The sequence below is a fragment of the Pseudomonas sp. CP4 genome, assembly GCF_047758505.1.
Taxonomy (GTDB): domain Bacteria; phylum Pseudomonadota; class Gammaproteobacteria; order Pseudomonadales; family Pseudomonadaceae; genus Aquipseudomonas; species Aquipseudomonas fluorescens_AO.
The window spans coordinates 3,356,617-3,370,323 of sequence record NZ_CP180489.1 but is presented as its reverse complement, the minus strand read 5'-3'; the positions used below and the strand labels follow the sequence as shown (position 1 = coordinate 3,370,323).

Sequence of the window (13,707 nt, the reverse complement as noted above, 5' to 3'; positions counted from 1 at the left end):
AATTTTTATCGCGACTAATCTTGGCTATCCCCTTCGAGCAATCTGGAGCAAGCGCATGAGCAACTATGACGTAGTGATTCTGGGCGGCGGCCCCGGCGGTTATAACGCAGCGATCCGCGCCGGCCAGCTTGGCCTCAAAGCTGCTTGCGTCGAAGGACGTGCGACCCTCGGCGGCACCTGCCTCAACGTTGGTTGCATGCCGTCCAAGGCCTTATTGCACGCCTCAGAGCTGTACGCCGCTGCGGTGGGCACGGAGTTCGCCAATCTCGGCATCGAGGTCAAACCGACGCTGAACCTTGCGCAGATGATGAAGCAGAAGGACGAAAGCGTTGCTGGCCTGACCAAGGGCATTGAATTTCTGTTTCGCAAAAACAAAGTCGACTGGATCAAGGGCTGGGGCCACATCGACGGCCCAGGTAAGGTCACGGTGACCGATGATCAGGGCAACAAGACCGAGCTCAGCGCCAATGACATCATCATCGCCACCGGCTCCGAGCCCACTCCCCTGCCCGGCGTAGAAATCGACAACAAACGCATCCTCGATTCCACCGGCGCGTTGTCGCTGAGTGAAGTGCCCAAGCACCTGGTAGTGATTGGCGCCGGGGTGATCGGCCTGGAGCTGGGTTCGGTATGGCGGCGACTCGGCGCGCAGGTCACCGTGGTCGAATACCTTGATCGCATCTGCCCCGGCGTCGATGGCGAGGCCGGCAAGACCTTGCAGCGCGCGCTGAGCAAGCAAGGCATCGCCTTCAAATTGAGCTCGAAGGTCACCAGCGCCACCAGTTCAGCTACAGGCGTGCAGCTGAGCGTCGAGCCTGCCGCCGGTGGCACGGCTGAGCTGATCGAAGCCGACTATGTGCTGGTGGCTATCGGGCGCCGGCCATACACCCAGGGCCTAGGGCTGGAGAACGTCGGCCTGAGTACCGACAAGCGCGGCATGCTCGCCAACCAGCAACATCGCACCGAAGCCGCCGGGGTCTGGGTGATCGGCGACGTCACGTCCGGGCCGATGCTCGCGCACAAGGCTGAAGACGAGGCCATGGCCTGCGTCGAGCAGATCCACGGCAAGGCCGGCGAGGTCAATTACGCGCTGATCCCCAACGTCATCTACACCCAACCGGAACTGGCCAGCGTCGGCCAGACCGAAGAACAGCTCAAGGCCGAGGGCCGTGCCTACAAGGTTGGCAAGTTTCCCTTCACCGCCAACAGCCGGGCGAAGATCAATCACGAAACAGAAGGCTTTGCCAAAGTCCTCGCCGACGAGCGCACGGACGAAGTGCTCGGCGTGCACTTGGTCGGGCCGAGCGTGAGCGAGATGATCGGCGAGTTCTGTGTGGCGATGGAGTTCAGCGCCTCGGCCGAGGACATTGCCCTGACCTGCCATCCGCACCCGACGCGTTCGGAAGCGTTGCGTCAGGCAGCGATGAATGTCGAGGGGATGGCGACGCAGATGTAGGTTTCAAACCTTGCCGCCGTCTTCGCGAGCAGGCTCGCTCCCACTTTGGAATGCGTTCCCCCTGTGGGAGCCAGCCTGCTCGCGAATGGCCCCTACTCGGTCTACAGCGGCAGATGCCCCAACGGCAACGCCCCCGGCGCTTTCACCGTATGAATGGCAAAGTTGCTGCGAATATCGCTCACCCCCGGCAGTTTCAGGAGGTGCGCACTGACAAAGCGGTCATAAGCGCGCAAGTCAGGCACCACTACCTGCAACAAAAAGTCCGATTCACCGGACACCAGAAACGCCGAGACCACCTCAGGCAGCGCAGTAACAGCGGCATAAAAAGCCTCGGCACGTTCTTCGTTGTGCCGCTCGACCTTGACCCCGACAAACACCGTCAGCCCCAGCCCGACTTCATCGCGATCGAGATTGGCCTGGTAGCCTCGAATCACCCCCGCCTCTTCCAGCATGCGCACCCGGCGCAGACACGGCGAGGCCGACAAGCCGATTTCCTCCGCCAGCTCGACATTGCTCAAGCGGCCGTTGCGTTGCAGCGCGGCGAGAATCTTGCGGTCATAGGCGTCGAGTTTCATCTTTGGCAGATCCCGATAGTCTGGCGATGTAAAACCAGCAGGTTATGCCAAAACCGCCACGGTTTGAAGCCGACTACGCAAGCACCTGCCCTGCCCTCTCGCTCTAGACTGGCCCGAGTAAATCGACATCGAAAAGGGGTGTGATGTGGCAAGTCTGTGGCTGTTTATCCTGACGCTGGCTGTGGTTCTGCTACTGCCGGGACCGGACATGATCCTGCTGTTGCAAACCGGCGCGCGGCAAGGTCGCGGTGCAGCGCTGGCCACAGCGCTGGGCCTGGCCATCGCCCGCGCCTGTCATGTGGCCCTGGCGGCGTTGGGGCTGGCGGCGCTGTTCAAAACGGCACCGTGGACGTTTGACGTGGTGCGCATCGCGGGTGCGGCGTATCTGCTGTGGATCGGCATTCAATGCTTTCGCAGCTCACTGGTTCCCAACCTGCAAACAGGAGAACCGACACCTACCGAGTATCAGTGGCGCCAAGCGATCCGGCGCGGCCTGCTGACCAACCTGCTCAACCCCAAAGCTTTGCTGTTCTGCTCGGTGCTGTTGCCACAGTTTATCGTCAGCGACGGCGCGCCGGTGCTGACACAGTTCGCCGTGCTCGGCCTGGTGCTGGTCAGCGTCGGGCTGCTGTTCGACAGTGTTGTCGCCATGACCGGCGCGGCACTGGGCCGTTGGCTGCGACACAGTCCGACCGCCCAGCGCATTCAGCAATGGCTGTTCGGCAGCCTGTTGATTGGTTTTGCCGTGCGCCTGAGCTTCATTCAGCAGGCTTAAGCCTTGCGTACCTTGCGCTGACGACGGGTAATGAGCAGTAACGCGATGGCCGTGACCACGACGAAGACGCCAATCTGCACCGGCCACTTGTACGGCCGCAGCGTCGCACGTACAGCATCGGTCACCTGGGTGACGTAGCGCTTGTCAGCATTCTCGAAGTCCGGGTAAGGACATTGATTACCGAAGTCCACCGCCCACAGCACATAAGGACCTTCCTTGACGTAGCGCTGGTACAGCGCACTCTGGTCTTCAAGGCTGCTGTTCCAGCCGGCCGCGTTGCACAACACCGCCGCAAACGCCTGACTGGTGTGCGGCAGGTTATCGGCGGCGCGACTGGCCAATGCCGTAGCGACAAAACGATAGTGATAACGCTGATCCGGTTGCGCGGCGCTGGCCTGCTGGCGCTGCACTTCCGCCGTGGAAATCAGCGGGCCGACATCCAGCTTCGTGCTCTCCAGCGTGTAATTGCCGCCGAAGGTGGCGTAATCAGGCGCCATCTCATAACCGAGGATGTCCATGCCCCACTCCCGGGCCGTCCATGCGGCGTTGTACAACGCACTGGCGCGTTTGCTCGGCCACCACGCCGACTCGGCCTTGAGCCGTTGCTCGCCATACAGCCTGGCCTTGTGCTGCAGATCGTCACTGGCGAAATAAGCGACCGCTTCCTCGTAACGCCCCTCACGCAGCAAGCGCCGACCGAGCAGATTGCGCAGATTGGCGGCCGCCGACAGCGGCACATAGTTGTCGCGCTCCTGTTGGGTCAATGGCGGCGGCGCCGGCACGTTCTCATCGACATAACGCTTGAGCTCATCGACCGTCATCACGCGCTCGGCAACTGTCGCGGCATCGAACCAGTAAAGGCTATTGCTGCGATACAACTGCACAAAGGCTTGCAGATACTCGCCGCGTTGCAGCGCCAGGATCGCGCTTTCGCCCTCGACCCGACATTTTGGCTGCACCGTTTCAAACGCCCAGTCCGGCGTGCGGCGATAACCCCAGTCTTCGTTTTGCGGGAAGGCCTGGGCGGCTTTGGCGTAGGCGGCGGCAGCGGCAGTCGTATCGCCGTCACGCACTGCGAGTTTTGCCCGCAGCCACCAGGCCAGCCCGCCGTCGCCGGCGTTTACCAGAAAGGCCTTGGCGGACGCGTAGTCGCCCTGTTGATAACTCATCGCCGCCAGTCGATCGGCATTGTCGAGGCTGCCACGCGTGCTGTTCTGCAACAGCGTCACCAGTTTCTTCTCGTTTGGCGGCTGCTCACCAAATGACCAGCCCTGACGGCTGACCAGCGATGCCGTGACCAGTTGCTGCACCGCTGGCTGCTGCAGCAGCTTCGCCAGCTGAGATTCCGGCAATTCGGCCAGTTCGTTCATCAGTTGCTTGAGCGAGGTGTAACCGACGGCCGAACCGTGCAGGTTCTGTGCTTCGTACAGTTCGATGGCGCCGCTCCAGTCCCCGGCACTGCGCAGCACCCGCGCCTCCTCACCGAGGCTGGCAACGCCCAGTTCCAGCGGATCGCTGAAGCCATCGATACTCAACTGCCGGGCCTGGCGAAAGGCATCACGCGCCTGTTCCAGCGCTTCGATACGATCGTGCGCCTCGTTGCTCAGGGCAAAAGCGATGCGTCCCAGGGAATACGCCGCCCACGTGCTGCGCAACGGGCGCTGGTCTGCCGGCAGCGCCAGCACTTTGTTGAAATACTCTGTGGCCAATTGCTGATCGCCGGTGGCAAAGGCCACGGCGCCGGCGACGTACAAACGGATTTCCGCCGGCAGACTGGCGCCCTGTTCCTCGGCCTGATGCGCATCGCTGAGTCCGCGCAGTCGCTTGACCACGGCGTATTGCTCAGCGCTCAGGCCCACCTGCTCAGCCTGTTCGCGCGCCAACTCTGACGCGTTGTCTTCGGCATAGTCGTTGGGGTTATGGGTCGCGGCAGTGACATTTTTCAGCCCGGCAATGGTTTTACCGAGGCGACTGACCTCGAAGCTGAAACTGCCCTCGGGCAGATCGGCCAAAGTCTGCGCGCGGTTGTCTAGCAGGCGCATCGGGAAGTCCGGGCCGCAGGCCAGCGCCGAACCCAGCGGCAGGCTGAGGCTCAGGCAAAGCAGATGACGGGGCCAGTTACGGGTCAACATGCGAACCTCCTTGATCAATATGTGCACAACGCGCCCAACCGACAGCGCGCTGCCCGCCCGCCGGCAAGCGGCCGTCTCGCAGGCGGGTGAAGGTAAGCAGATTGGCGCTTTGTTGCAATGCATAACCGGCGAGCGCGTCGGCGCCTGCACAATCCTGCGCCTTCAGCGTGATTTGCGCGGGCCACGGGCTGTCGAGATTGCCATGGTTTTCGAGCTGGATGTCATAGAGACCGCCCTGCTCTTTGAATGACAAGCGCAACTGACTGCTCAACACATCGCCACGAGCCACGGCACGCAAAGTGGTGAGGCTCCAGGCGCGCCGATCGTTGGCTAGCGGCAAGCGAAACCAGATCAACCCGGCCAGATGCTCGGGTGGATCTTCGCGCAAGGTCTTGGCCAGTTGGCTGAGTTGCCGCGGATCGGCGAGCAGCTCCCGGCGCTGCCCGCCGCGCTCGACTTGCACTTCGCTTTCCACCACCGGCGCGCCACCGTCATCGCTCAACAGCGCAACGCCGTAGGCCGGCAGCGCCAGATAGAAGGGTTGGTCGCTGACACGTGCCCACGCATTGGCCCATTTCAACGCCTGCTCGGGATCGAACAGACCCAGTCGCGGATCGCTCACGGCGTGGACTTGCAGCACACTGCTGTCGACGCTGTGCAAAAGTGCTGGCAACTGCGCGCTATCGAGCCAGGCCGGAAGCGCGGTGATGCTCAAAGGTAGAGATGGCGGCAAAACCGCGCGCAAGTGTTTGAGGAATTCAGCGTACGCCGGCAGCCGTGCATTGCCGGCATCGTGGTCGATTTCGATACCGTTCAGCGTGAGGCCTCGCCCCTGCCAATCAGCGATGACCTGCAGAATCTGTGCGGTGACATGCTCTTCATCCAGCGACTGCAGCTGGCCATCGAGGCGAATCACTGCGATCAATGGGCGGCCATCGGCTTTCAACAAGGCTGAATCAACCCGCGCCCGGCTCCACCGCTCGCCGGGAAAGGCCTGCAATGCCAGCACGCGCAATGTCGAGAAGCCATGGAGGCTGTCGCGCAACGCCGGTTCATGGGCAGGCGTCCATTGCCGTTGCCAAACGTAAAGTTGTTGGTCGAGAGGCAGCGCGACGTGTTGCTCGCAACCCGCAAGCAAGACGCCAAGAAACAGACCCACGATAAACCGCATACCCTGAAAATCCCTGAGACCACAGGCCGCAAAGTTACACAAAAAACCCGTAGGAGCTGACGAGTGAAACGAGGCTGCGATCTTTTGATCTTGCTTCAAGACTCCAGGTCAAAAGATCGCAGCGTGCCGCAGCTCCTACACGGATGCCGCTGGTTTACGCGCGATGATCACTTGACTCTTCGCCACCACCGCATCCAGCGCCTGTTTGATCTGCGCCCCGCGCGGGGAGTCGAGTACCGCTTGCCACGTGTCGGCCCAGTGATTGAGCAGTGGGTGATCCGGGTTGCTGAATTCGACCTTGGCTTCCCAGAACAGCATCATCCACATCGACCAGTAAAAGCCGTATTGGCTATGGCTGATGATTTCCAGCCCGGCGTCGCTGACCATCGCCTTGAACTGCTCTTCGCTGATGATGCGTATGTGATTGGGTTTCTGGAAGTACTCGGGTGCGGCGATGTCCTTTTGCAGGTCTTCGGAGCTCGGGTGCGGCACACTGAGCAGGTACAACGCGCCAGGTTTTCCAACCCGTACCAGCTCAGCGAGAAACTGCGCAGGGTCGTCGACATGTTCGATCACTTCCGTCGAGACCACACGTGTCGCCGTGGCGTCGGCAATCGGCAGCGGATTGCAATCGGTGACGTGGCACTCAACATCGCGCGCCGGAGTATCGCTCAAGCGCTGGCGGGTGGCTTCAACCTTGGCCGCATCGATATCGGCAATGATGATCTTCGCCCCGCGCGTGCCGCAAAAATGCACGTTACCGCCATCGCCGCAGCCGACGTCGAGCAGCGTGTCGTCGGGGCTTACCGGAAACCCTGTGAACAGTTCGCCGGTTTGCTGATTGAACCAGCCGCTGAGCATCGCATCGTGCAGGCCGAGCATGTACGGGTCGGTCTTCTCGGCAACCGCCGCAACAGGCTGCGCCGGCGAGGCGTTCGTGAGTTTCTTCAAAAGGCTCAGCATGAGGTGGCTCCAGTGGATGGAAGGGCGGATCGGGGCGTGCCGAGGCGCTTGACCAACGCGGCGCCACGGTTGCGCATCGGCATTTCGATCAAGCGGTAGTTCAGTTCACTGAGCAACACGATAAGTGCGCACGCCAGCAACAGCGTGCACACCGGATGCCCGGCAGGACTCGGCAAACCGGCGCTCTGCAAACGGAAAATCACTTCACGCACCAGTTGATAGGCCGGGATATGGATCAGATAAATGCCATAGGAGCGGCTGCCGATCCACGCGAGTAACCGTTGCACCGCACCGGCAGGCACCAGGTAATCGCGGTTGTATGAAGCGATCCACACCAGCACGGCACTGAGCAGGGCGATTGAACCGATGCGATAAGGCGCGAAGGTGAAACGATCGGTGGCCATGAAGCTGAGCAGCAATGCGAGGGCGATCAAGGCTGAAATCCCCGCCCACGGTGGAGCCAGCCAGGTTGGCTGCCAGCGCTGATAACCGGGCCGTGCGCTCCACATCGCCAACAGCACGCCAAGGGCCAGCGCGTCGGTGCGCACCACCATCAAAAACGGGGTGCGCACGGTCAGAATCTGCACCGCGACCAGCGCCAGCAGCGCCCAGACCAGGCGCTGGCGAAATAGCAGGATCAGCAGCGGAAACAGCAGATAAAACTGCTCCTCCAGCGCCAGGCTCCAGTAGACAAAACTGCTGCCGTATTCATATCGGAAGAAGCTGTCGGCAAAACGGAAATTGGCGTATTGCAACACGCCGGCCAGGGTCGCTTGCACGTTGGCATGCCAGGTACCGAAAGCGCCGGAGCGATTGAGGAACACACAGGCCAGCAGCATCAGCGCGAGCCATAGCCAAGCCGACGGCAGCAGGCGAAAGGCGCGGCGCAGCCAGAAGTTGCGCGTCTGCTGCCAACACTCCTGGCGACTGGTACAACCTTGCAACGCCGGAACCAGGCTGCGAGCGATGACAAAACCGGAGATGGCGAAAAACAGATCGACGCCCCACCACGTTTGCAGACTGCCGTGAATGCTGTCCAGCAAAGGCACCGGGTCCGCGAACAGACTGCCCTGCAGGTGATGGAACAATACTCCCAGTACGGCGACGGCGCGCAGCACTTCTATATCCATGATGCGCTTGCCGTTCATGCTTGGCAGGCTTCCCCTGCAGCGGCACGGTGTTCGAACAACTGTGCAAGAAATTCCCGCAGGCGCTGCTCTGCCACGGCCTGACTGCAAAAAGCCTGCAGGCTGTCGACCGCTTGTGCGGACATCGCGGCATAACGCTGCGGCTGATTTTTTGCAACGTCGTAACTGGCCCGGTAGGCCTCACATAATGATGCCCAGTTGGTCACGTACCGCAGCGTGCGAAATGCCTTGCGCGGATCGTGCGGCCAGGCTGTCAGTTCGTCGGTGGACTCGATCAGAAACGCGTTCTCAGCGCTCAGGTAATCGATCATTGCCGTGGTTCGAGGCGCTACTGCGGGCTTGCCGCAAGACATGAACTCCATCAGAGGCAGGCACTGGCCTTCCCCGTAGGACGTGTTCACGACATAACGAGTCGCCTGCACGAGTCGCTCGTAGTCCGGATCGGCGAGATAACCGTGAATCAACACGATACGGCACCGATAGGACTGGTTTTTGTACAAATGATGGAGGATGTCAGCCAGCGCCTCTTCAGCATCGAAGTGTGTGAGTTTCAGCACCAGGGTAGCGTCTTCGACTTCGCGAAAGCTCACACAGAACGCGCTGAGCATGTCCTCCCAATTCTTGCGGCCATCGCCGGGATTGAACACTGACGTATACACCACGCCCTCAAGGGACAGGGTCTGCTCGGTCACCGGTGCGGCAAAATCAATGCCCTCGCCGCTGCGCAAATGCTCTGGGGCGAAGGCATTCAAGTCGAGCTGACGGCTGTCGGCCACCAGCCCTTTGATCGTCAAGCGCAGCGGCTCGGCAGCGCAATGATCCTGTGCTTGCATCCCGCGTGCGGCGAAGCGGTCCCAGACCGGCGCCGGGATGGCGCTGATCGGGTAGTCCGCGGACATGGCTTCGCGGACCGCAGCGACGGTATAACTGGAATGGGTGACAGCCGCTCCGCAGGCGTGCAAAACGCTGCGCCAGTCGTTGCGTGGCTCACCGGCGAACGGCTCGTTGGGGATCGTGCTGAATTCCCAGGCAAACACCGGCACGGTCGGACACGCCAGATCGACTGGAGTGCGGTGCGGTGGCGAAAACGAGAGGAATACACAAGGCTCGCCTCGCGCCAGGCATTCGCCATAGAGCGCGTCGACTTGCGTCAGCGGATCAGCCACTTCGATAACGCGCCCGATTCGTTCGAGAACCGGTCGATATTCCTTGAGCACGAAGTAATAGCTGTACTCCGACCGCCCCAGATTTTGCGTAATGGTGTGCTGATTGGTTTCAGAATGAATGATGATCAGCATGAGGCGTTATCCAGAACAGGCTCGATATCAGCGGCCTTGGGAGCCACCGCGAAAAAATCCGCCAGGCGTGTCTGCAATGGCGCGAACGCACAGTAATCGTGCATCCGCTCGATGGCGGCGGCCGACATCCGCTGGTAATCCTGCGGGTGCGCAGTGGCCATACGGTAACTGTTTTCGTAGGCGCTTTTCAGCGAACCCCAGTCCGGTCGGTAGCGCAGGGTGCGGTAAATAATCCGCGTGTCCTGGGGCCAGATCGTCAACTCTTCGCTGGACCTGACCACGAATGCCACCGACTCGTCGATGTAATCCTCCATGGCCGTATGGGCAGGCGCGATCACCGGTTTGCCGCTGGACATGAATTCCATCAACGGCAGGCACAAACCTTCGCAGCGCGAGGCATTGACGTAGAACGTCGCCGCCTTGTAGAGCTCGGCATACTGCGCGTCGTCAAGGTAGCCGTGCATCACCACAACGCGGCAAGCGAACGGGCTGAGCTGCGCGAGCAACGTCATCAATTCGCTGTAATACAAGGCCAGATCGTTCTGGGTGATCTTGACCACCAGGGTCGCGTCTGGCTGCTCGCGAAATGCCCAGCAAAACGCGGTAATCAGTTGATGCCAGTTCTTGCGGCCATCCTTGGGATTGAACACCGAAACGTACACCACACCGTCGACACGGGTTTCAACGATGCGGTCGGTGGCCGGCAGGTCCAGCGGCGGTGGTTCGCTGACCAGAATCGGTTGCGCGCCGCAAATGGCGGGCAGACGTTGCTCGAGCCAAGCGTGAAGGTTGTCGGGAACGCGATCACGAACCCCTTCCCAGTACCAGTTCTGCAGGTATTTTACCCTTGGGACCGGCTCTGCCAGGTCACGCCCGAGATCCAGTGCCCACAGGCGCAGATAGTGCCGGGCGATGACGAACCGGCGCTTGAGTGTCAGCGGCGGTGGACGCGCGGCTTCTATTTCAGCCGCCAGCGCAGCCTCTTCTTCAGGCGTCAACGGAGCGGGGATCAGCGCATCGGCCGACAAGTCGAGTTCGCGGCTATCGAAAATACAGCCTTTGATCGCCAAGGTTGCGCCCGCGTTGATCGATGCCGGGACATGCGCCTGACGAATATCGGAAAACTTTTCCCATAGCGCTGTCGGCAACACCAGCACCGGAAAATCCTCACCCATGGCTCGCCGGATCGCCCGGGCAGTGTGGCTCGACAAGGTGATAACCCGGCCCTGGCGCGCGAGCATTTGCGTCCAGTCCTGGCGTGGGTCGTTGTCCCACTGTTCGTCGGGAATCGAATCGAACTCCCACGCCACGACGCACATCGTCGGGCAATGAAGATCGGCCGGGGTTTTCTGAGGAGGGGCGAACGACAGGAATACGCTGTCTTCGCCAGCGGCGAGCAGTCGCCGATAGAGCGGGTCGACTTCTGCCACCGTGGATACGACGTGCACACGACCGAGGCCTTCCAGCAATGGACGATAAGCCTTGAGCACAAAGTAATAACTGTATTCGGGACGACCAAGACTCTGGCTGATGGAGTTGTCGTTGACGTCTGAGTAAAGAATGAAATTCATGGCATCCCACGATAAAGCAGCCATACCGGCAACTTCATGCTGTGACGACCAGATACTGGATCGGCCCGGTAGTACCGGCACGCGTCCTTCATCAGGCACGTCTTAGTTCTTGTTTTAGTGGTCAGTTTCACTCTGCGCCGCAACCCCCGAAACACCGTTCGGATTATCGCGACAAGGGGCATTCTAAACACATCCATCGAGGGTTCGGGAACCGTCCCGCGTGAATAAATCGGTCTACGCTATCCAGAACTGACCGGTCACGGTTTGGCCTGTTGAAATTGTCGTGCAATTGGCACAGATTGATCGCAGAACAAATACAACAACTGTTTCGCCTGTTGTCCTACCGGGTTTTTCTCTCGGTCTGACAGCCCCTTCTACACCGCGTGTAGGAAATGGCGAAAGATCAGCCCAAGGGGTCGTGGTTTTGAAAAATTGCCTGCTTGTCACGGGTCTCGCCAGTTTCGCGCATCACTCTCCGCGCCTAAGTTTGGTGTCCGCAGGAGCGGCGAACTCGGAGCGCGCGCTATGACTCGACTGTTGGTGGAGTGCACACACGTATTCAACCACCCGAAACTCAATTCGGGGATTCAGCGGGTGGTGCGCAATGTCATTAACAAACTGCCCTCCAGTGTTGGTGATAGCGAGTGCATACCGGTGGTATTGCTCAATGGCCAGCTCTATCGGGTCTTGCGCCTGGCGCCCCTGAACACGCCGGTGTTCAACGCCCTCGCGACATTCGCTGATCGCCTGGAACGCCTCGCTCATCGCTTCTGGCAATGGCATCAGCGCCGCGACGCCAAATGCCCGTCGAAGCTGACACGGAGGGCGCTGTATGTGGCGTATCGCCTGACCTCATTCGCCGTATTTGGTGTGCCGCTGCGATTGTTCACCCGCCTGCGGCATTTCCAGTTACTCAAGCGCTGTTCACCGTTGCAGCACCAGCCTGATGATCAACTGGTGTTGCTGGACTCGTCGTGGCATTCGGATTTCTTTCCCCATGTCGAACGGCTCAAGCGCGAAGGCGTCGCAATCATTGCGGTGATCTATGACCTCATTCCCCTGACGCATCCCCATTTCTACGAAGCCCGGCCCGCGCAGGTGTTCAGTGAGTGGTTTGACTGGGTGTGCCGCACTGCCGACGGTTACATGGCCATTTCCGCCACTGTGCGCGACGAGGTGCGCCATGAACTGCAGCGCCGACTCGGCCCCGCGCAGGCTGAAAAGCGCTGGTTCGACTACTTTCATTTGGGCTCCGAGCTGGACTTGCACAATTCGGCAGCAGCAGTGGAACCCGCTTTGCACCAAATGTTCGAGGCACCCGGCCCGGTTTTCCTGATGGTCAGCACGATCGAACCGCGCAAGAACCATGCGTATCTGCTCGATGCTTTCGAGCGTGCCTGGGCGGGCGGCTCCGGCGCCAGGCTATGCATCGCAGGGCGCATCGGCTGGAAGTGCGACGAGTTGCTATCGCGAATACGGCATCATCCCGAGCTCAACCGACGCCTGTTCATGTTCAACAACCTGAGCGACACCAGCCTCGAGCATGCTTATACGCGAGCCAGCTCATTGGTCTTTCCATCATTTGTCGAAGGCTTCGGCCTGCCTCTGGTGGAAGCCATGCAACGAGGCTTGCCGGCCATGGGAAGTGACATCGCGGCCTTTCGTGAAATAGGCGGCGAGTTCATGGCCTATTTCGATCTGCAGGAGCCGCAAAGCCTGACCGACCTGATCAAGGCCTTCGAGGCCAGCGGCCAGTTCCCCGCCAGCAAGGATGTCAACGAATGGCGCTGGATTGACTGGCGCGAAGCAAGTCAGCAACTGGTCGAGCGCATTGCGCGACGCGTCCTTGCGGGACAGGCCACGCAAGCCGGCGTTACCCGCGAGAGCGCAAGTGAAGCGGTAGATGAGCCGCCGGGGCTTGGCGAATATCCGCGACTGCGTCCGTCAGGCAGTTTTCTGTAGCCCGGCCACCGTACGCGGCATCGCGACAAAACCCGGCAACGCTTCGATCCGCGCCAGCCAGGCGCGAACGTTGGCGTAGTCATCCAGCGAGACATTGCCCTCCGGCGCGTGGGCAATGTAGCTGTAGGCAGACACGTCAGCGATGGTCGGCTCTTCGCCCGCCAGATACGCTGTCTTGCCCAATTCCAGCTCCATGACCTTGAGCAGGTTGTGCGCACGGCCAATGACCTCCTCGGCATTCAGTTGCGCACCGAACACCGTGATCAGGCGCGCCGCCGCCGGGCCAAATGCGATCGGTCCCGCCGCCGCCGACAGCCAGCGCTGCACATGGGCTGCGCCCACCGGGTCGGTCGGCAGCCAGCGACCGTTGCCATACTTCTGCGCCAGATAAACCAGAATCGCGTTGGAATCGGCCAGCACCACGCCGTTGTCATCAATCGCCGGCACTTGGCCGAAGCTGTTGATCGCCAGGTACTGCGGCTGCTTGTGCTCACCCTTGGCCAGATCGACGAAGATCAGCTCGGTCGGCAGTTGCAGCAGCGACAGCATCAACTCGACGCGATGGGCATGGCCGGAACGTGGGAAGTTGTAGAGTTTGATCGCTTGCATGGTCGACTCCGCTGGAAAGTGACGTCGCTACGGGGATGAGCGCGCCG

General features: G+C 60.8%; 11 protein-coding genes. 3 read left to right on the top strand and 8 right to left on the bottom strand.

What is annotated here, in order from left to right; translation table 11 throughout:
- Positions 1 to 55: 55 nt before the first annotated feature.
- Positions 56 to 1,456, top strand: a complete 1,401-nt coding sequence (lpdA, locus tag ACMYUN_RS14960) for a dihydrolipoyl dehydrogenase (protein ID WP_415761016.1) — start codon at positions 56 to 58, stop codon at positions 1,454 to 1,456.
- Between the two features lie 101 nt (positions 1,457 to 1,557).
- Here the strand turns inward: lpdA and ACMYUN_RS14955 are convergent, their stop codons facing one another.
- Complete coding sequence (locus tag ACMYUN_RS14955; protein WP_024014870.1) at positions 1,558 to 2,031, bottom strand: Lrp/AsnC family transcriptional regulator; 474 nt, start codon at positions 2,029 to 2,031, stop codon at positions 1,558 to 1,560.
- A gap of 145 nt (positions 2,032 to 2,176) precedes the next feature.
- Between ACMYUN_RS14955 and ACMYUN_RS14950 the strand changes: the two genes are divergently transcribed.
- Positions 2,177 to 2,806: a LysE family translocator gene (locus ACMYUN_RS14950; RefSeq protein ID WP_415761015.1), complete on the top strand. Its 630-nt coding sequence runs from the start codon at positions 2,177 to 2,179 to the stop codon at positions 2,804 to 2,806.
- Here the strand turns inward: ACMYUN_RS14950 and ACMYUN_RS14945 are convergent.
- From ACMYUN_RS14945 to ACMYUN_RS14920, 6 genes are all read right to left on the bottom strand, one after another.
- Positions 2,803 to 4,938, bottom strand: coding sequence for a hypothetical protein (locus tag ACMYUN_RS14945; protein ID WP_415761014.1), 2,136 nt, complete (start codon positions 4,936 to 4,938; stop codon positions 2,803 to 2,805). The two genes, ACMYUN_RS14950 and ACMYUN_RS14945, sit on opposite strands and share 4 nt — an antisense overlap.
- A complete protein-coding gene (locus tag ACMYUN_RS14940; RefSeq protein ID WP_415761013.1) occupies positions 4,925 to 6,109 on the bottom strand; it encodes a DUF3142 domain-containing protein in 1,185 nt (394 codons plus the stop codon). The genes ACMYUN_RS14945 and ACMYUN_RS14940 overlap by 14 nt, the downstream gene beginning before the upstream one ends.
- 135 nt (positions 6,110 to 6,244) lie before the next feature.
- Complete coding sequence (locus ACMYUN_RS14935; protein ID WP_039757225.1) at positions 6,245 to 7,072, bottom strand: class I SAM-dependent methyltransferase; 828 nt, start codon at positions 7,070 to 7,072, stop codon at positions 6,245 to 6,247.
- Positions 7,066 to 8,220 (bottom strand): acyltransferase family protein, encoded by a 1,155-nt coding sequence (locus ACMYUN_RS14930; protein ID WP_310402860.1) that lies wholly within the window; start codon positions 8,218 to 8,220, stop codon positions 7,066 to 7,068. The genes ACMYUN_RS14935 and ACMYUN_RS14930 overlap by 7 nt, the downstream gene beginning before the upstream one ends.
- Positions 8,217 to 9,518: a glycosyltransferase gene (locus ACMYUN_RS14925; protein ID WP_415761012.1), complete on the bottom strand. Its 1,302-nt coding sequence runs from the start codon at positions 9,516 to 9,518 to the stop codon at positions 8,217 to 8,219. The genes ACMYUN_RS14930 and ACMYUN_RS14925 overlap by 4 nt, the downstream gene beginning before the upstream one ends.
- The gene (locus tag ACMYUN_RS14920; RefSeq protein WP_415761010.1) at positions 9,512 to 11,089 is read right to left on the bottom strand and encodes a glycosyltransferase; all 1,578 of its coding nucleotides are present in this window, start codon (positions 11,087 to 11,089) and stop codon (positions 9,512 to 9,514) included. Before ACMYUN_RS14920 ends, ACMYUN_RS14925 begins: the two co-directional genes overlap by 7 nt.
- Positions 11,090 to 11,614: 525 nt before the next feature.
- Here ACMYUN_RS14920 and ACMYUN_RS14915 point away from each other — a divergent pair.
- Positions 11,615 to 13,051, top strand: a complete 1,437-nt coding sequence (locus ACMYUN_RS14915) for a glycosyltransferase family 4 protein (RefSeq protein ID WP_080769338.1) — start codon at positions 11,615 to 11,617, stop codon at positions 13,049 to 13,051.
- Here ACMYUN_RS14915 and ACMYUN_RS14910 read toward each other — a convergent pair.
- A complete protein-coding gene (locus ACMYUN_RS14910) occupies positions 13,034 to 13,660 on the bottom strand; it encodes a glutathione S-transferase family protein (RefSeq protein ID WP_122692273.1) in 627 nt (208 codons plus the stop codon). The two genes, ACMYUN_RS14915 and ACMYUN_RS14910, sit on opposite strands and share 18 nt — an antisense overlap.
- Between the last annotated feature and the right edge of the window lie 47 nt (positions 13,661 to 13,707).

Bases quoted from the DNA above. Each gene is read 5' to 3' on its own strand.
- ACMYUN_RS14955 (WP_024014870.1), bottom strand. From the start codon at position 2,031: ATGAAACTCGACGCCTATGACCGCAAGATTCTCGCCGCGCTGCAACGC.
- ACMYUN_RS14945 (WP_415761014.1), bottom strand. From the start codon at position 4,938: ATGTTGACCCGTAACTGGCCCCGTCATCTGCTTTGCCTGAGCCTCAGC.
- ACMYUN_RS14935 (WP_039757225.1), bottom strand. From the start codon at position 7,072: ATGCTGAGCCTTTTGAAGAAACTCACGAACGCCTCGCCGGCGCAGCCT.
- lpdA (WP_415761016.1), top strand. From the start codon at position 56: ATGAGCAACTATGACGTAGTGATTCTGGGCGGCGGCCCCGGCGGTTAT.
- ACMYUN_RS14910 (WP_122692273.1), bottom strand. From the start codon at position 13,660: ATGCAAGCGATCAAACTCTACAACTTCCCACGTTCCGGCCATGCCCAT.
- ACMYUN_RS14915 (WP_080769338.1), top strand. From the start codon at position 11,615: ATGACTCGACTGTTGGTGGAGTGCACACACGTATTCAACCACCCGAAA.
- ACMYUN_RS14940 (WP_415761013.1), bottom strand. From the start codon at position 6,109: ATGCGGTTTATCGTGGGTCTGTTTCTTGGCGTCTTGCTTGCGGGTTGC.
- ACMYUN_RS14930 (WP_310402860.1), bottom strand. From the start codon at position 8,220: ATGAACGGCAAGCGCATCATGGATATAGAAGTGCTGCGCGCCGTCGCC.
- ACMYUN_RS14925 (WP_415761012.1), bottom strand. From the start codon at position 9,518: ATGCTGATCATCATTCATTCTGAAACCAATCAGCACACCATTACGCAA.
- ACMYUN_RS14920 (WP_415761010.1), bottom strand. From the start codon at position 11,089: ATGAATTTCATTCTTTACTCAGACGTCAACGACAACTCCATCAGCCAG.